This is a genomic window from Actinospica robiniae DSM 44927 (assembly GCF_000504285.1).
In the GTDB taxonomy this organism is placed as follows: Bacteria; Actinomycetota; Actinomycetes; order Streptomycetales; family Catenulisporaceae; genus Actinospica; species Actinospica robiniae.
Genome location: NZ_KI632511.1, coordinates 1,848,482 through 1,865,348, shown reverse-complemented (window position 1 = coordinate 1,865,348; position 16,867 = coordinate 1,848,482). Strand labels below are relative to the sequence as shown.

General features: G+C 68.9%; 12 protein-coding genes and 2 pseudogenes. 5 read left to right on the top strand and 9 right to left on the bottom strand.

The annotated features are described in order from the left end of the window. Nucleotides 1–38: 38 nt before the first annotated feature. Nucleotides 39–674 (bottom strand): SAM-dependent methyltransferase, encoded by a 636-nt coding sequence (locus tag ACTRO_RS08015; RefSeq protein WP_342673755.1) that lies wholly within the window; start codon nt 672–674, stop codon nt 39–41. Between the two features lie 351 nt (nt 675–1,025). Between ACTRO_RS08015 and ACTRO_RS43030 the strand changes: the two genes are divergently transcribed. Beyond that, complete coding sequence (locus ACTRO_RS43030; RefSeq protein WP_051450498.1) at nt 1,026–2,918, top strand: sensor histidine kinase; 1,893 nt, start codon at nt 1,026–1,028, stop codon at nt 2,916–2,918. A 48-nt stretch (nt 2,919–2,966) separates the two neighbouring features. Here ACTRO_RS43030 and ACTRO_RS08005 read toward each other — a convergent pair whose 3' ends face one another. After that, nucleotides 2,967–3,599 carry a response regulator transcription factor gene (locus ACTRO_RS08005; protein ID WP_034273712.1) on the bottom strand — a complete coding sequence of 211 codons (633 nt, stop codon included), beginning with the start codon at nt 3,597–3,599 and terminating at the stop codon, nt 2,967–2,969. Between the two features lie 150 nt (nt 3,600–3,749). Between ACTRO_RS08005 and ACTRO_RS08000 the strand changes: the two genes are divergently transcribed. Both ACTRO_RS08000 and ACTRO_RS07995 read left to right on the top strand, forming a co-directional pair. Next, a complete protein-coding gene (locus tag ACTRO_RS08000; RefSeq protein ID WP_034262430.1) occupies nt 3,750–4,505 on the top strand; it encodes an SDR family oxidoreductase in 756 nt (251 codons plus the stop codon). Nucleotides 4,506–4,832: 327 nt separating this feature from the next. After that, on the top strand, nt 4,833–5,219 hold the full coding sequence (locus ACTRO_RS07995) for a DUF5655 domain-containing protein (RefSeq protein ID WP_034262427.1): 387 nt from the start codon (nt 4,833–4,835) through the stop codon (nt 5,217–5,219). A 30-nt stretch (nt 5,220–5,249) separates the two neighbouring features. Here the strand turns inward: ACTRO_RS07995 and ACTRO_RS07990 are convergent, their stop codons facing one another. Together ACTRO_RS07990 and ACTRO_RS07985 are read right to left on the bottom strand one after the other, a co-directional pair. Beyond that, nucleotides 5,250–6,350 carry a glycosyltransferase WbsX family protein gene (locus ACTRO_RS07990; RefSeq protein ID WP_051450497.1) on the bottom strand — a complete coding sequence of 367 codons (1,101 nt, stop codon included), beginning with the start codon at nt 6,348–6,350 and terminating at the stop codon, nt 5,250–5,252. 129 nt (nt 6,351–6,479) lie between these two features. Beyond that, complete coding sequence (locus ACTRO_RS07985; RefSeq protein ID WP_034262424.1) at nt 6,480–7,919, bottom strand: condensation domain-containing protein; 1,440 nt, start codon at nt 7,917–7,919, stop codon at nt 6,480–6,482. A 360-nt stretch (nt 7,920–8,279) separates the two neighbouring features. On the opposite strand from ACTRO_RS07985, the gene ACTRO_RS07980 reads away from it, so the two are divergent. Further along, on the top strand, nt 8,280–9,224 hold the full coding sequence (locus tag ACTRO_RS07980) for a DUF5996 family protein (protein WP_034262423.1): 945 nt from the start codon (nt 8,280–8,282) through the stop codon (nt 9,222–9,224). Between the two features lie 99 nt (nt 9,225–9,323). Here the strand turns inward: ACTRO_RS07980 and ACTRO_RS07975 are convergent, their stop codons facing one another. The 3 genes and pseudogenes from ACTRO_RS07975 to ACTRO_RS50870 form a co-directional block, all read right to left on the bottom strand. Continuing rightward, nucleotides 9,324–11,087: a SpoIIE family protein phosphatase gene (locus ACTRO_RS07975; RefSeq protein WP_051450496.1), complete on the bottom strand. Its 1,764-nt coding sequence runs from the start codon at nt 11,085–11,087 to the stop codon at nt 9,324–9,326. Between the two features lie 198 nt (nt 11,088–11,285). Further along, a pseudogene (locus ACTRO_RS50875) lies at nt 11,286–11,678 on the bottom strand (SCO5389 family protein); the annotation flags it as partial. Nucleotides 11,679–11,837: 159 nt separating this feature from the next. Next, nucleotides 11,838–12,755, bottom strand: a pseudogene (locus ACTRO_RS50870) (ATP-binding protein); the annotation flags it as partial. Between the two features lie 268 nt (nt 12,756–13,023). Between ACTRO_RS50870 and ACTRO_RS07965 the strand changes: the two are divergent. Continuing rightward, nucleotides 13,024–13,716: a class I SAM-dependent methyltransferase gene (locus tag ACTRO_RS07965; RefSeq protein WP_034262421.1), complete on the top strand. Its 693-nt coding sequence runs from the start codon at nt 13,024–13,026 to the stop codon at nt 13,714–13,716. On the opposite strand, the gene ACTRO_RS07960 is transcribed toward ACTRO_RS07965, so the two are convergent. Together ACTRO_RS07960 and ACTRO_RS07955 are read right to left on the bottom strand one after the other, a co-directional pair. Further along, on the bottom strand, nt 13,710–14,219 hold the full coding sequence (locus ACTRO_RS07960) for a FadR/GntR family transcriptional regulator (RefSeq protein WP_051450495.1): 510 nt from the start codon (nt 14,217–14,219) through the stop codon (nt 13,710–13,712). The two genes, ACTRO_RS07965 and ACTRO_RS07960, sit on opposite strands and share 7 nt — an antisense overlap. A 163-nt stretch (nt 14,220–14,382) precedes the next feature. Beyond that, nucleotides 14,383–16,017 carry a glycoside hydrolase family 27 protein gene (locus ACTRO_RS07955; RefSeq protein WP_245594322.1) on the bottom strand — a complete coding sequence of 545 codons (1,635 nt, stop codon included), beginning with the start codon at nt 16,015–16,017 and terminating at the stop codon, nt 14,383–14,385. Nucleotides 16,018–16,867 lie beyond the last annotated feature (850 nt).

Below are 16,867 nucleotides of genomic sequence, written 5' to 3'. Positions count from 1 at the left end.
TACGCCCACGCGTATAAGACGCGGCAGGCCTGGGGCCGTCAGGGGCGGTATCCGACCGCTGCCAGGAGGTGGTAACGGGTGACGTCCCCACCGTAGGGGTCGAGGTCGTCGGGATCGGGCCGCCAGCGGATGACGTCGGTCAGCCCGGGTTCGACGAGTTCGGTCCCAGTGAGCATCTGTGCGATCTCTTCACGGCTGCGGAAGTTCATCGAGTGGCTCGCCTTCCGGTAGACGCCGCCGGCCTCGCGCATCGCGGCCGGCTGGTAGTCGTTCGTAGCGTGGCTCATGGCGAGGTACGAGCCGGGGGCGACGGCGCCGAGGTAGTCGTCGAGGATCGATGCCGGTCCGTCCTCCTCGGGGACGAAGTGCATGACCGCGATCATCAGCACGGCGACGGGGCGCGTCAGGTCCAGCGTCGCGTCCCTGCGGACCGCCGCCAAAGTCCCGGCGGTGTCGCGCAGATCCGCGCGCAAGTAGGCGACGCCCGGGAGGCCCGCGACCAGATGCGCGCCGTGGGCGACGGTGACCGGGCCGACATCGGCATAGACGACGCGGGACGCGGGGTTCAGAGCCCGTGCGACTTCGTGCACGTTGCCGACCGTCGGTATGCCCGAGCCGAGATCGAGGAACTGGTCGATGCCTTGGCCGGCCAGGAAGGCCACGGCTCTGCGCAGGAACCGGCGGTTCGCCCAGGAGATCGCGCGGATCTCGGGCAGCTTGGCGATGTACTGTTTCGGCGAGCGCGCGGTCCGCGGCGAAGTTGCTCGAGCCGCCGAGGTAGTAGTCGTACATGCGCGCGGCGGAGGGCGCTTCGGTCTCCGCCGGATCCGGTGCCCAGGTGGGCTGGTGGCGTGTCATCAGGCCTGCGCTTCCCCTCGGCGGCCGGTGGACGGCGTATGCGTGTCCTGTGATGGTACGCCGCTGGAGATCAGCTTGCGGAACGTCGGCTGCGTGAGCCGCGGGAAGTTCCTCAGCACCCTGCGTGAGAGATCGCCTATCATGGGGGTCTTCACGAGGGGGTGCGAGTGGATTCGGTCGCCGGATCAGGGCTCGGCGACGAACGCGACGACACCGGGGATCTGCGGCTCGGCCTGGTGCGGACCATGATGTGGGCCGCGCTCGGCCTGGTCATGCTGATCAGGCTGCTGACGGCGTGGCAGGAGGGCCTGGCGTGGACGTCGGTGCTGTCGGCGATGGCTCCGTATCCGCCGATGGTGCTGCTGTTGCGGCAGTCGCGCCGGTCGAAGCCCGCTTTTCGCAGTGCTCTGCTGGTCTCGGTCGCGGCGCTCTACCTGCTGCCGTTCGTGCTGGTCGGCGCGCACTGGGACTGGCTGCCGTGGCCGCTGGCGGTCGTCGCGTTGTGCGCTTTCCGCGCGCGTGTCGGTTGGCCGCTGTTCGCGCTGCTGCTGGTGGCGACTGACGTCGCCGGGGTCCGGCTGGGCGACGGGGCGGTGATCGCGTGTGAGAGGGCGGCGAAGACCGCGATCGACGGCATCATCGTGTTCGGTCTCTATGCCCTGGCCGCCATGGTGGCGCACCTGCATGCGACGCGGGGGGAGTTGGCGCGGGAACTGCTGGCGCGCGAGCGGCGTCGGCTGGACGGGGAGTTGCGCGCGCTCGTGGGTCGGCACCTGCGTGAGCTCGAACGGCAGTCGGCGCAGCCGCTCGAGGCCGGGGCGCGCGATGACGCGGACTCCAGGCTCGAAGCGGTGATCGAGACGGCCAGGGCGGCGCTGGCCGAAGTGCGCCGGGCGGCGGGCGCCTACCGGGAGACCGCACTTCCGAGGCCGACCACGCAAGCCGCGCCCGCCACGCCGATCGTCTCGCCGCTGGCGGCGAGGTGGACGCTGGCCGGGGTGTACGGGTGCGACGCGCTGGTCGTGATTCTCGAGGCGCTCGCCTGGTTCCACCGGTTCTGGACGCTGCTGCTGATGGTGCCCGTCGTCGTCGCCGCGGGGGCGGTGCTGCTGGTGATGCGGCCCTCGCGGCGCCAGACGGTGCTGCTGGGGCTGATCCTGGTTCCGAGCGCGTTCCCGCTCGGCGACGTGATCTGGGAGTTCAACTTCTTCACGCTGCTGTGGCCGTTCTTCCTCGGCCCGGTCTTCACGCAGTACCGGCGGCGCGACGCCTGGATCGTCACCGGGGTCGCGGCGGTTCCGTACGTATCACTGTTCTTCTACCCTCCGCCGCTGCCCAATCTCGCCGGGATCGGCGGAGACGTGATGTCGTTGGTCGTGTTGACCTGGGTCTCCTACAGTCTGATCCGGCTGTCCCAGCTCGTGGTCGTGCTGCGGGAGGCCAGGCGGGATCTGGCGCGTGAGGCGGTGGTGCGCGAGCGCACCCGGATGGCCCGGGATCTGCACGACCTGGTTTCCTCCAGCCTCTCGGCGTTGGCGCTGCAGGGCGAGGCGTGCCGTCGGCTGCTCGCCTCCGATCCGGTCGCGGCGTACGCGCGGTTCGCCGTGCTGGCCGAGCTCGCGCAGCGTGCACGGGCCGAACTCGAAGCGCTCGCGGTCAGCCCCGCGGTGCTGCGCACGGATGACGAGGTGGCCGCCGCGCTCAGCGTGCTCGAGAGCGTCGGTGTGCGCCCCGAGGTGTCGGTGCCGCCCGATCCGTTGCCGCCCGGGGTGGACGCGGCGTTGGCGGTGGTGTTGCGCGAAGCGGTCACCAACGTGGTGCGCCACAGCCGCGCGGGCATCTGCACGATAGCGATCACTTCGACGGCTGAGCTGGTGCGCCTGCGGGTCGTGAACGACGGTGTGGCGTCGGCGCCGAGGGCGGGCGTCGGCGCGGTGGAGCAGGGCGCGGGCGGCTCCGGGCTGCTCGGCATGGCCGAGCGGACCGGGGGCCGGGTGAGCGCCGGGCCGGGTGCGCACGGGTGCTTCGAGGTCGTCGCCGAGTTCGCCGCCCGGCCCTGAGCCAGCCTGAGCCGTGCTGAGCCGTGCTGAGCCGGCCCGTCTCCGACTTCAGATCCAGCCGGCTTCGGTGGCGATCCTGATCGCGTCGACACGGTTGCGCGCCGAGAGCTTGCCCACCGCCGAGGTCAGGTAGTTGCGCGCGGTTCCATAGGTGATGAACAGCCGTTCGGCGATCTCGGTCGGTTGCGCGCCGGTGGCGGACAGGCGCAGCACCTCGGTCTCGCGCTGGGTCAGGGGGCTGACAGGCGTCGCCAGCGCGGCCACGGCGAGGGCGGAGTCGATCACCCGGCCGCCCGCGGCCACCGTCCGGATCGCGGCGGTCAGTTCCGCGGCGCGCGCGTCCTTCGGCAGGAACCCGCAGGCCCCGGCCTGCAGCGCCCGGCGAAGCTGGCCGGGCCCGGCGAGCCCGGTGAGGATCACGACCTTGCAGGCGGGCAGTGCCGCCCGCAGCGCGATAGAGGCCTCTACGCCGTCGAGGCCCGGCAGTCCGATGTCGATGATCGCGACGTCCGGTGTGTGCTGCAGGGCGCCGGGCACGATGTGGGTGCCGTCGGCGACCTGTGCGACCACGGCCATGTCCGGCTCGGCGGAAAGCAGCCCGACCAGGGCCTCGCGCAGCAGGTGCATGTCCTCTGCGATCAGGATCCGTATCCGCTCGTGCGACGCGAGATCCTCCGGCATGGCGCCATTCTCGCCGATCACCCGCGGGCGTTCCACCCCGGCTATGCGAAATACACAGCCGGATCGGTGAGCCCGGCACTTCATGATCGGCGGCGGGAGCGACAGGCTTGGCCGTATCAGCACCCGGTCTTGTGGAAGGAACGCCGCCGCATGTCGAACAACCCCGCACGCGACCTCGAAGGCAAAGTGGCTCTGGTGGTCGGCGGCAGCCGCAACCAGGGCGCCGCGATCGCCGAACTGATCGCCTCCCGCGGCGCGAGCACCGTCATCAGCTACGCCGGGGACCATGCCGCCGCCGGGCAGACCCTGGCGGCGCTGGAGAAGCACGACGTCCCGGCCGAGGCGATCTGCTCCGACGCGCGACGCTCAGCAGAGGTCGATGATCTGTTCGATGGCGTCGTGGCCCGTTACGGGCACCTCGACATCGTCGTGCACACGCCCGGCGCGGTCATCAAGAAGCCGCTGGTCGAGTTCACCGACGCGGACTTCGACCATCTGATCGACCGCAACACCCGCAGCGCGTTCAACACCCTGCGGGCCACGGCGCGCACGGTCGCAAACAACGGCCGCTACGTCGTGCTCTCCACCACCCTCACCTCGATCATGACCGGGCCCTACGGCCTGTACTCGGGCTCGAAGGCCGCCGTCGAGCGCATGGTGCTGGCCGCGGCCAAGGAACTCGGCGCGCGCGGCATCACGGTCAACGCGGTCGCACCCGGCCCGATCGACGACTCCTTCTACCGCGACGCCGAAACCCCCGAGGCCATCGCCGCCGCCACCCACCACAGCCCACGCAACCGCCTCGGCCTGCCCGAGGACATCGCGCCCGTCGTCGGCTGGCTGGTCGGCGACGCGGCCGGCTGGGTCTCCGGACAGACCGTCCGGGCCAACGGCGCGATGTTCTGACCCCGCGTCGCGCCGCAGCCAGGCCTCGCGCAGAACCTAGAGAGAAGGGGAGTAGGACAAGGCGATGCGCGAGGCCGTGGCGCTGGATTGGCGATGGGCGTCACTGTGCACTGGCGAGCTGGCGCCGATCGCTCCCACCGCGGCCCGCAGCGCGTCTTCTCCATGTCCGTGTGGGTCTTGCTCAGATAGCCCATGCTTTGGCCGACAGCGCATGGTAGAGGTCGTCCAAGGCGCCCACTGCTTCCGCGCGTCGTCGGGCGGATTCGGCTATTACGGCAGCCGGACATCATGATCGGGACTGTCTGACGTGATGGTTAGGGTGACGCCATGGATGACGTGGAGTGGACCGTAGAGCGGCACATGCAGGGAAAACCGTCGCAGGTTATTGAATTGTATGATCGGTTCATCGGGTTGGCGGAGGATTGTGGTCCATTCGGCTACGCCGTGTCGAAGACCGCGATCACCTTGAAGGGCGTCCGTCGTGGATTCGCGGGCGCGGCGCTCGGCAGGCACGCCTTGACCGGGTATCTGGATCTGCAGCGCCGAGTCGAAGAGCCCAGAATCACCAGGTCCACGCCATACACCAGGCGGCTGTTCGTCCATCACTTCCGCATTCAGACACTCGACGAGCTCGACGACGAGTTCGCCGGCTGGCTTCATGAGGCGTACCAAGTCGGCGCCGGCGCACATCTGGACGGGCCGACGCGTCGCTGATGCGGCGCTCCGGCCGTCGCCATCGCCGTCTTACCGCTGCTGGAGTCGCAGACCGCGTTCGAGCGCGCGCAGGAACGACCGGCCGAAGAGCTGGTCGGGCTCCATGATGGATCCTTCCGCCCACTCGTTCCACGACTTGACGAACACCATCCGCGGCCCGGGCATGGCCCGCTCCCGGCGGACGGCGGTTTCGACGGCGGCCTCGAAGACGTCGGGGTCGGGGCGGTGCAAGAGGACGCCGCGGGATCCCGAGCGCGGCGTGTTGTCGAAGCCTGGCACGACGCAAGGGTGCTGCCGCACGTCGGCAGGCAGCCCGGAGAGCAGCCAGGCGGCGTAGATCTCGTCGTAGAGGTACGCTCTCGGGCCCTCGCGCAGCGGCACGCCGGCGAAGCTCTGCTCCAGTTCGTGCCCCCGGGGTGGCGGGGCCGGGTTCCACACCGCCGCGTCGAGCGGGTGATCGGCCTGCCGCATCCACGATCCGTCGGCGTCACCGACGAGGTAGAGCCCGGGGAGTCCCGCGTCGGCGGCCATTTGCAGCCAGAGCGCGGCCAGGCCGGGCAGATCCGGGATGGCGCCGGGTCGGAAGAGGTAGAGCACGGGCTTGGCCTCGACCTTGAGATAGCGCTCGTCCAGGAAATGGGGCAGCAGGTACTGGAAATGGCGGACGTGGTCGGCCTGCCCGGGATACCGTTGCTGCTGCAGGATCTCGTCGCCGCGCCCGTGCCACACTCCGGTCCAGCTCTGATTCGCCCAGCCGAGGCAGTAGCGGTGCGGCAGTTTCGGGTTCTCGAGCAGGTCCATGGCCGGCCGCGCCAGCAGTTGCGCGCCGTCGCCGAACCAGTAGTGCCAATAGCACAGGGCGGTCACGCCGTACTGGGAGGCCATCTCCCACTGCGCGCGGCGGGTCTCGGGCACACGCAGGTCGTAGAACCCCAGGTCCGCGGGCAGGCGCGGCTGGATATGGCCGTCGAACAGTGGGCGGGCCGCGGCGGCGTGTGTCCATTCCGTGAAGCCGGCGCCCCACCACCGGTCGTTCTCGGGGATCGGGTGGAACTGGGGAAGGAAGAACGCCACAACCTCGAGCGGTGACCCGTGGTCGGCCGTAGAGTGCCGCTGCGCGCTGCTTTCCATGTCGGTCGAACCCTCCGAGAAAAAGAGATCCCACCGCCGCGAGGGCCGGGAGTCGATCCGGGACCCGCGCGTTCGCGGGTTGACGGGACGCTGAGCAGTATGTGCTGCGGCGCTCGGGGACCGTCGCCGTCACCCGCCCGCGCGCGGGTCCAGGACGGCCCGCACCACGACCGCTTCCATCTCCCGGACGAGCTCCTCGACCTGGGAGAGCGCAAACTCGTGCGTGTCCGTCCAGACCTCGAAGTGGACGGCGGGCTGCCCTTCCGTCTGGGCCCGCCGGGCGGCCAGCGCAGGCTCCGAGTCGACCTGGAGGAAGAGCGCGCCGTCGAACATCGCCTGCCGGCGGTCCCAGTACATCCTGGTCAGCGGGAGACCCCTGGTCAGCTCGGCCTGGATAGACACGGCACCTTCTCCATCGCTGCCACCGACGGCGGCCTCGGCGGTGTCGTCGTCCGACCTGAACAGTCCGCGGCGGTCGTTGAGGTGCCAGGAGAGCCCGAGCGGTCGCCCGCCGCGGGCAGCCGTCACCTCCTCCAGCATCGCCGCGTGATCCGCCGGATCGTAGTACCCGTGGAAGCTCGCATTCGTAGCGGCGTTGTAGGCCCTGTGTACGACCTCGTCGAAAGTGGCGTCCGCGGTGTCGACCACGCAGATCCCGTGCTGCGAGATCTGAGCGACCGCCTCCGCCAGACCAGGGCGGAACCGGTTGCTCACGACGATCTGGGCGACGTTCGGGTTGCGCCCGAACACTCGGGCGACGGCCGACGCGTAGGCGGCGAGCAGCACATAGGTGGTGGGCACTCCGGTGCGCGCCGCGACCGCGCGCATCCCGAGTTCCATCGCGGGCGAGTACGCCACGAGCTCCCAGAACCGCGGCTCACGAGGGGTGGGCGGCTCGGCCGGACTCCACGGCGTCAGACGCGCCAGTTGGGCGAGGCAGTAGCGGATGGAGCGCTCGCTCTGGCGCCGCCCGGCTGGGCCGGCCTGCGCGCGGGCCAGCTCCAGCGGACTCGGCCCGTCGAACGGGGCGTCGGCCTCCCCGGTGAGCCGGTCGAGGTGATCGAGGTCGCGGGTGAGCACACCGAGTCCGACACCGTCCACCATCACGTGGCTATAGCCCAGCACCAGCTGGAGAAGCGCCCCCGCCCGCCGGACGATCCCCATCCGCACCGGGAACTCGTGCTCGTAGTCGAAGCCGGTGAGCTCGTAGCGCGAGCGCATCTCCTCCGCGACGAGCGCCGGGTCGTCGTCCTCGTCGATGTCCGCGATCTGCAGCGGCACCTCGCCGGACGCCGCGACGACCTGCTGCGGCACTCGGTCCTCAGACGACTCGTCCGCGAACCGCAGCCGGGTGCGCAACGCCGGATGCCGTCCGACGATGAAACGCAGCACTGCCGCCATCTCCGTCAGCGGCGTGGCTTCGGGCAGCGGCATCACCACGACGATGTTCATGGTCCGGCCGGTACGCCGCGTCGTGCGCCAGATCCCCGCCTGACCCCAGGTCAGCTCCCCGACACCCGCCCCGTCACCCTCGAACGGCACCCGGACCTCGCTCAGCTTGACGGCCATTGCGCAGCTCCTGTCAGATGGCGTGCTTCCGGTACGAGGAGCAGTCCGGCGACCGGACTCACGAGGATCGGCCTGCGGCGGACGCGGGGTTCAGGGCACTGTTTCACTCGCGGCTGGCGCGCCTCAACTCCTGGACGTCGCAAGTTTCGCCCGCGAGCGAGTACGGCTGTTGAGAGCCCTGCCGGAATGAGTACGCAGCATGAAAGGTTCATCACAGAACGTCGATCGGCCGCGCCCGCCGGGTTGCCGGGGCATTCGTCTATTCGTGGCCTCCAAGACTTGCAGCCGTCTGCGTTACGTCCACTATTGCCAGCCGGTGCGCCTGGCCGGATCTGAAGCCCGCTCGTCGAGAATGCCACTATGGGTGATCATGTACAGGAGTGGCCTGAGTTGTCCTACGGCGACCTGGCTCCGACAGTCGCTTTTCTGAACCGGTTGGTACAGGTCGCGGGCAAGTACACGCTCGACGAGCCGTTCGAGGTCGGCTGGGGGAACGTCGTGCTCGACGTCACGCCCCGCGGTCTGCGCACGCCGACGTTGCGCCAACCGGGGGTGACTTTCTCGGTCCATTACCGGCTGCTCGACGAGGACGTCCTGATCGAGGCCGACTCCGGGACGCGGACGCTGAGCCTGACCCACGGCAGCGTCGCCGCGTTCCACGCCGCGTTCTGCGAGGCGGCCGGTGAACTGGGGATTCGTCCACCCGCCAGCCAACTGGTGTGCGAGATCCCGGACGCGGCGCCGAGTTTCGACCAGGACGTCGAGCACCGGCACTGGGACGGGGCCGCCGCCGAACTCGTCTGGCGCGGGTTCAACCTCGTCGCCGACGGTCTCGAGACGTGGCAGGCGCCTTACCTCGGGCACCGGCCCCGCGTCGGAGTCATGTGGGGCGGATTCGACCTCTCATCCACGCGCTACCGCGCGCAGCCGACGCTGCCCAGGCCGAACAAGCCGGCGTTCATGCAGAACGGCGAGCTGGAGGCCTACGTATCGGTGGGCTTTTCCTTCGGCAGCGCACAGGCGCCCGCCGTCGGGATGTACGCGTATATCTGGCCTCAGCCTCAGGGACTCGAAGGGCGCAGTTGGGGAGTCGAGGGGGCCGGATGGAATCCGGAGGCCGGTTTGGTACTGCTGCCGTGGTCCAGCCTGCGCGAGCAGGACAACCCGAAAGCCGCGGTCCTCTCCTTCGGCGAAGCCGTCTACCAAGCAGCCGTCGACCTGGCAGGTTGGCCCGCGGACCTGATCGGCCCGCATTGCGACGGCTGGCACATGAGCCGGACTGCGCCGGCTCATGTGCGTGCCTGAGCTGAGGAGAGGACCTGGACCCAGCACACCGGGGCGGTGACGCCGGCCGGGTCGGCCACCACGTGCACGCGCGGTTCGCGCCGCCCGGCCCGCCACCGCCTATCGGCTCTCACTGGCGCGATGTGGCTGGCGTCTGGCTGTCATGAACAGCTCGTCGGAGCCGGCGTCGGTGCGGGCCAGGAGCACGGCGACGTCATCATCGGTGAAGGGGCCCAAACGGGAAAGGATGGTGTCGCTGAGCTCGCCGAGAGGCTGGTAGGTCTCGCTCTCCGCGAGCGCCGCCTCGAGACGGGCCATGCCGGTGACGATGTCCTGGTCGGGCTTCTCGACAAGCCCGTCGGTGTAGAGCACGAGGGTTGATCCCGGCGGGAGGTCGACGTCCACGGGGTCGTAGTCGCTCAGGCCCAGGCCCAGCATCGTGCCGGTGGGGGCGTCGATGAACTCGACGGTGCCGTCGGGGTGGCGCAGGGCCGGCGGCAGGTGTCCCGCAGTGGTGAACTGACACCGCCTTGTGCTCGGGTCGTAGACGCCGTAGACGCAGGTGGCGCCGGTCTCCTCGCCGTGGTCGGAGACGATCTGGGAGAGCCGGTTCATGATCTCGCTCGCCGGCAGGCCCAGGGGGAGCAGGTTGGTCATGGTGGTGCGCAGCTGTCCCATGACCGCGGCGGCGTGGATGTCGTGGCCGGTGACGTCGCCGACGACCAGGGCCACCCGGCCGGCCTCCAGCGGGATCACGTCGAACCAGTCGCCGCCGACCTGTGCGGCATTGCTGACCGCTTGGTACCGATGCGCAGTCGCCAGCCCCTCCACCTGCGGAATCCTGACGGGCAGCAGGCTCTGCTGCAAGGTCAGCGCAGTGGCATGCTCGCGCATATACATGCGTGCATTGTCGATACTGACCGCTGCGCGGGAGACGACGTCGGCGGCGAGCTGCAGATCCGCGTCCGAATAAGGCTCCGGTGTCTCGGCGCGCGCGAAGTTCGCAACACCCAGGGTGACCCCTCGCGCGATCATCGGCACGATGAGGAACGAATGGATGCCCGAAGCGAGCAGCGCGGTGATGTCCCCGGCGTTGTACAGGGCCTTGCCGCCGAAGTTCTTCAGATCGGCGACGAGAATCGGCTTGCCGGTGGTCAGGGCGATGGAGGGCGAGACCGTCAGCGGGGTGATGATGAGCTCGCCTTCCGCGAAGACGGGGGGCCGCTCCGGGTTCACATCGCGCAGGACGACACGGCGCAGCCGCAGCTCATCGCCCTCATGGGTGTCCTCGGCCGCGCCGCTGACCACACTGTCGAGCAGGTCGATCGCGATCCGGTCGGTGAGCGCGGGAACCACCAGGTCGGCGAGCTCGGCGGCGGTGCGGCGCACGTCGAGCGTGGTGCCGACCTGGTTGCCCGCCCGCTCCAGCAGATCCAGCCGGGAATGCGCACGCTCGAGCTCGTGGACCGTCCCCTCGCGCTCGGTGACGTCGGTCAGCATGCCGATCGCGGCGAGCTGCCGGCCGTCGAGGGTCAGCGGGAACGCCGACCAAGCCACAGTCCGCTCGCTCCCGTCGGCGAGGCGTTGGGCCAGCCGGGCGCCCATGACCGCGACTCCCTGGTCGACGACCTCTGCGGACGTGGTGCGCTCGATGAACCCGGTATCGAAGCCATGCTGGAACTCGGGTAGCCGGTGGCCGATGATCCCTTCCGCGGGCAGGCCGAGAAGCCTGCAGAAAGCCTGGTTCACGTGCAGGATCCGCAGCTGCGGGTCGACGCAGATCATCGCCACCGGCGCCTGGTAGAACAGCTCGCCCATGGCCGCGCCCAGGCCGGAGTCGGCCGGAGGCCCGCTACTCGCGCCGCGCCCTGCGCGATCGCTCATGACAACTCCTCATCCGGGATGTTGTCTAAATATAGGGCAAATACGGGCGTATCGGGTGTCGTGGTCGACCGGGGGAGGAGGAACACCCGTTCGTCGCAGTCCATATCAGTGATATGACTAATGCAATCGTCGCAGATGGGGAGGCCTTCGGCGGGCGGCGCTGAGGCTGCTCCACGAGGACACGTAGCTGATCGCAGCTCAGCAGTCGCGCAGGAGCGGGGACTGGTTGAGCAGTTGGGCGCGTTCGGAGACGAACTTGCGGTACTGCGCCGATCCTTCGGTGCCGGCCGGGAAGACGGCCAGCCGGTGGCAGTTCTGGAAGGCGAGTGCGACCCCGAAGTGGGCCTCGAGGCTGGAGCGGATGGCGTTGGAAGCCAGGGCGCGCAGCAGTTGGCCGCGCTCCGCCTCGGTCTCGGGCGCGGTGCTGTTGTCCACGAAGCCGAACCCGTCGGCGGTGCGGCCGGCGGCCAAGTCGGCGGCGAGGCGTTCGACCATTGCGTAGGCGTACGGCAGGGAGGTGCGCACCGTGTCGAGGAACGCGGCGGGGTCTACCTCGCCGGCCTCAGCCTGGGCGAGCAGTTCGTCGGAGACGTCGAGCGACATCGTCGGATTCCTTTCGTCAGGGGTGTGAAGGGTGGGGTCTGCCCGGCTTTGCCGAAGCGCTGTCGACGAGGCCGGGCCGAGCGTCAAACGGCAGCGGGCACGGGCTCCTCGGGCGGATCCGATTCCGCTGGCCCGGGGGTGAAGTAGGTCGATCTGACCGCGCAGGTCGATTCCGATCGCGGTGTTGGCCCACGCGAGGGCGTTGCGGACATGGAAGAGTTCGGCCTGGCGCTGGAAGGTACCCCAGTCCTTGACCCGCCGGTCAACCGCGCCACGCATCGTCGCGAGGACGGCGGCGTTCTCGGGCTCGAGCGCGTCGAGGGGTCCGAGGTGGCCCTGCTCCGCTGCGCGTACGTACCCGGAAACGGTGAGCCAGCCCAGCAGGTCCTCACCGACATGTGTGCGCAGGTACCGGATATCCGCCTCGTCGGCGACCTTGTTGCCGATCACCCGCAGCGCGACGTCGTAGCCGCGCGCGTAGTCGAGGTACTGGCGGTAGACCGAGACCCCGCGGCGGGTCGGCTCGGCGATCAGGAATGTCAGGTCGAAGCGGGTGAACAGGCCCGAGGCGAAGCTGTCCGCCCCTGCGGTCATGTCCACCACCACGTACTCTCCCGGACCGTCGAGCAGGTGGTTGAGGTACAGCTCCACCGCCCCGGTCTTCGCGTGGTAGCAGGAGACTCCCAGGTCCTCGTCGGCGAACGGCCCGGTCGCCAGCAGCCGTACCTTTCCGGCTGGAACGGCCCAGTCCCGGTGGAACGGGTCGTCCCCGTTGACGCTCAGCAGCCGCGAGCCCCGGCCTGGGGGAGTCGTCTTGACCATTTCGGCCGCCCTGCGGATGCGCGGGTTGGTGCCTCGCAGGAACTCTTTGGCCGCCTTCAGGTGCTCGCCCAGCGCCGGGACCGAACCGGCGGCCTGTTCGTCGAGGCCGAGCGCGACCCCGAGATGCTGGTTGATGTCCGCATCCACCGCCACCACCGGGGCGACCTCGGCCAGATACCGGGCGAAGAGCGCGGACAGCGTCGTCTTGCCGCTGCCGCCCTTGCCGACGAACGCGACCTTCATCGCGGCCCGCCTCCCAGATTCATATGAATACGACTTTCATTTTCATCTAGAACCTAGACTCTCCTGCCTGCTGACGGGTTGTCAAGTCGCCTGTCCGGCTCGGCGCGGAAAGAGCGGGGATCCGATCGCTCGTTCCAGGAGTCCGGCATCCAGCCCTCAGGTGATGATACGAATCTTCGGTGGCAGCGGAGCCGCTACCCTGACGGTCGTGCCAGGTGGAACGTGACGTGCCGGCCGTTGACAGCGCGCTAACGGGGGAACCGAAGACATGAGTTCAGGGCGGCTGCTCGACGACACCGCGTTGGCCGCGTCGGCGGTTGTCGCGAACAACACGATGAACCGCGAGCGCGGTCTGGCGGGCCCCAACAGCTACGCGAAGGAGCTCGGCTTTGACCCGTACGAGTTCCTCGCGGCGCGGCAAGGTGCGCAGGCGTGGCTCGACCTGTGCTGCGGGTCCGGCAAAGCCCTGATTTACGCTGCGGGACGGATCGCGGCCGAGCGGCCAGAGGCGGCGGTCACGATGGTCGGCATCGACTTGGTCGATCACTTCATGGGCGGGCCTCGGCCACCGGGGCTTGAGCTGATCGCGGCGTCGGTCGCCGACTGGTCGCCGCGTCGGAGTTTCGATCTGATCACCTGCGTGCACGGCCTGCACTATGTCGGCGACAAACTTCGTGTGCTCGAACGGGCCGCCTCGTGGCTTGTTCCCGATGGCCTGCTCGTGGCGGATTTCGACGCGGAGAGCGTCCGTGACGTCCGGGGCCGCAGCAGCGCGCGGAGAGTCGCGTCGGCCGTGAGGAGAGCCGGATGGGAGTATGACACGCGACGAAAGCGCGTGAGCTGCCTCGGGCCCTGCACGCTGAACTTCGAGGCAGCCTATCTGGGCGCTGATGACGCTGCCGGCCCGAACTACACCGGGCAGCCCGCCGTCGCGTCCTACTACGAGTGGAGCCGTCAATGAGCGGGCGGCACGTTCCCCAAGTGTCGGCGCAGCCACTGCTCGGTCGTGTTCACGTGGAGGAGCGCGGCCGCGTGGGCCAGCGTGGGGTCGCGTGCTTCGAGGGCGGCGTGGATGGCGGTGTGCTCGGCGAGGACGATGTCCGCTAGGTCGTGATCGAGGACGCGGTGGGGGAGATCGGCGAGCAGAGCGTGGGCGGATACCGCGTTGAGCAGGGTCATCAGCATTTCGTTCCTGGTCACGGACGTCACTGCCTGATGGAATGCGACGTCGTGTGCTGCGAAGGCCGCTGGATCATTACGGACCGCGGCCATCACTTCGAGTCGTGCGGCGAATTCCGCGAGATCGGCGTCGGTGACGCGTGCGGCCGCGAGGGCTGCGGTGGCCGGCTCGAACAGCCGCCGCACCTCGACGAGCTCGAGAAGGGGGTCCGGCCGAGGCGGCTGCCGCTTGGATGGATCGGGCCCGCGGCGGCGTGCGAGCAGGGAGAGATCATGCTGGCTCATCCGGTGCCCCCAGGTTCCTGTTCCTTGATCGGTGCGGCGCTCCGGGTGTGGCCGGCCGCAGCGTGCGTGTCTGTCGTGTGATGTGGGAGAGCCGGTTGCCGCGCCCGGCTCAGCGAACGCGAGCCAGGCGCGGCGACGTGCGGGCAACGCGGGCATCGCGGGCTCAGCCGAGGCTCCATTGCTGGTTGCTCTGCCCGTTGCAGGTCCACAACTCGGCCAGCGCGCCGTCGGAGGTCGACGCGCCCGTCACGTCCAGGCAGAGCCCTGACTGCACGCCGGTGACGGTGCCGTTCGAGTTGACGTTCCACTGCTGGTTGGCCTGGCCGTTGCAGGACCAGATCTCCACCTTCGTGCCCGCACTCGTCTGGTTGTTGTACGCGTCCAGGCACATCTGGGTGCTGCCCGAGTAGACGGTCAGCTGGTTCGACGCGGAGTGCGTCCAGATCTGGTTCGAGGCGCCGTTGCAGTCCCAGATCCCGACCTGTGTGCCGAGCGTGGTCGATGAGTTCGGCACGTCGAGGCACTTGCCGGCACCGATGGCGTGCAGTTCGCCGCTCGTGCCCTGAGTGCCGCCTCCGCCGGTGCTGCTGCCTCCGGCGATCCGGTACATGACCGTGCCGTGCGCGGGGACGGAGGCGCTGATGGAGCTGCTGGTGGTGGATGTCGTCCCGGTCCACAGGTTGGTCAGGGTGTAGCTGGAGGATCCGGACTTTCCGATGGCCGCCGCGGTGGTGGAGATGGTTGCGCTCGAGCCTGTTTCGTTGAACAGGGCGACGGAGACGTCGCCGTTGGCGAGCGGTTTGGCGAGGACGTCGAGTCCGCCGCTGGAGGAGACCTCGGTGCCCTGTTTGCCGAGGGAGTCCTGGTCGATGGCGATGACGTTCTTGTTCGTCAGGATGGAGAGCGTGGTCGAACTGGCGTTGGCGATGTTGGTGCCGGAGATCAGGGGCGCGGCCATTTCGGACCAGAGGGAGAACTCGCTCTGGTCTTCGGTGGCGCTCATGCCGTTGCCGACCTCGAGCATGTCGGGGTCGTTCCAGCCGCCCGGGCCGGCGTATGAGGCGAGGGCGACATTGGTGTGGAAGTTGGAGAGCATGCTGGAGAAGCTCGCGTTGATGTCGCCGGTGGTGCGCCACGAGTTGCCGACGCCGGCGCCCCAGGTCCAGACGCTTTCCTGGCCCCAGTTGCACAGGGAGAACAGGATCGTGCGCCCGGTGGCCTGGAGGGCGTTGCGCATGGTGGTGTAGCGCGTCTGAGCGCTGACGCCGTTGTTGTTGCAGTTGTCGTACTTGAGATAGTCGACGCCCCACGCGGCGAACGAGTTCGCGTCGGTGGTCTCGTGCCCGAGACTGCCTGGGTAACCGGCGCACGTGGCGGTGCCGGCGTCCTCGTAGATGCCGAGTTTCAGGCCGAGGGAGTGGACGTAGGTGGCGGTGCCGGAGATGCCGTCGGGGAACTTGGCGGGGTCGGGCACGAGTTGGCCCGCGCTGTTGCGGGTCTTCGTCATCCAGCAGTCGTCGATGTTGACGTACTGGTAGCCGGCGGCCTGCATACCGTCGTTGTGCATGGCCAGCGCGGTGGCCTTGATCAGGGATTCGGAAACGTTGCAGCCGTAGGCGTTCCAGTCGTTGAAGCCCATCTGCGGGGTGAGCGCGAGCCCGTTGCCCAAGGCCTGCGCCGGCGCGGCTGCCGTGAGCGCGATCGCCGGCACGGACGCGAAGGCCACTGTGGCGGCGATCGCGATGCTCTTGGCGCGGCTGCCGCGCAGTCGGCGCAGCATCGAGGTGCCCGGAGGCATGGTCGACCTCCTCTGGTCGAGGTGGGTGGGTCTTTACCCCGGCCCGGCCGATGGTGGGCATCGGCCAGGGCGGTCTGCGACGCCGCTGACGATCAAGGGGAAACTGTTAGCGTTAACACGCGGACGCCGCTTCGAGGTCTTCGAAAGTTGCGGAGTTGGATTCGAGACGTCTCGGGGGGTGAGCCTGCACCCGTCGAAGAGCGCTGTCAAGGTTCGGCGGTCGTGTCGCTGATACGACACAAGCGCGCTCTGCGGATGCAGGCGAGCCGTGGCGCCGGCGGTCTGGTGCTTCGCGGCGTGCGTGGCATTCGGCGGCGCCGCACAACGGTCAAGATGAAGGCGGCCTGAAAATTTCAGTTCGCCTGAGTTCAATTCTCGACAGAGGCCCTGGGGCGAAGCGCCCTGAACAGGGATCTTACGAGCGAGCATCTTCCAGGATCGAGTCGTGACGGACGGCCGAAGATCGGTCGCCGTCTACACGATCGCGGGGCCGCTGGATTGGAAGCGTTCACAAGTCGGAGTGACGCGCGCTTCGAGGGCACCGTTAGTTTGCCGCTGCCCGCGCGGTCGACTTCGGCGATTCGGACTGGGCTGGAAGGCATGTGATGGGATGTCATGCCGTCGCGCTAGGGCAGGGTTCCGTCGGGCGAGCATGAGGGTCCTTCGACGAATTTCCATTGCGCACCGGCCTCGGCACGCCAGACAGGTGGCGTGACCAGTGCTGACGAGTGCTCCCGGGGCCCAGCGTCCCGCGTGAGCGCGAATCCGGCCTCTTGCGCTCATCGCAGTGCAGTGGCATCGTCACCCACCAATACCGCTTCGTCGGGCTGACACATCCCATCACATGAAC

What these genes read in the sequence shown, in the direction of transcription:
- ACTRO_RS07960 (WP_051450495.1), bottom strand. Translation starts at nt 14,219, where the DNA reads ATGAGCCAGCATGATCTCTCCCTGCTCGCACGCCGCCGCGGGCCCGAT.
- ACTRO_RS08005 (WP_034273712.1), bottom strand. Translation starts at nt 3,599, where the DNA reads ATGCCGGAGGATCTCGCGTCGCACGAGCGGATACGGATCCTGATCGCA.
- ACTRO_RS07995 (WP_034262427.1), top strand. Translation starts at nt 4,833, where the DNA reads ATGGATGACGTGGAGTGGACCGTAGAGCGGCACATGCAGGGAAAACCG.
- ACTRO_RS08000 (WP_034262430.1), top strand. Translation starts at nt 3,750, where the DNA reads ATGTCGAACAACCCCGCACGCGACCTCGAAGGCAAAGTGGCTCTGGTG.
- ACTRO_RS07990 (WP_051450497.1), bottom strand. Translation starts at nt 6,350, where the DNA reads ATGGAAAGCAGCGCGCAGCGGCACTCTACGGCCGACCACGGGTCACCG.
- ACTRO_RS07975 (WP_051450496.1), bottom strand. Translation starts at nt 11,087, where the DNA reads ATGAGCGATCGCGCAGGGCGCGGCGCGAGTAGCGGGCCTCCGGCCGAC.
- ACTRO_RS07955 (WP_245594322.1), bottom strand. Translation starts at nt 16,017, where the DNA reads ATGCCTCCGGGCACCTCGATGCTGCGCCGACTGCGCGGCAGCCGCGCC.
- ACTRO_RS07965 (WP_034262421.1), top strand. Translation starts at nt 13,024, where the DNA reads ATGAGTTCAGGGCGGCTGCTCGACGACACCGCGTTGGCCGCGTCGGCG.
- ACTRO_RS07980 (WP_034262423.1), top strand. Translation starts at nt 8,280, where the DNA reads ATGGGTGATCATGTACAGGAGTGGCCTGAGTTGTCCTACGGCGACCTG.
- ACTRO_RS07985 (WP_034262424.1), bottom strand. Translation starts at nt 7,919, where the DNA reads ATGGCCGTCAAGCTGAGCGAGGTCCGGGTGCCGTTCGAGGGTGACGGG.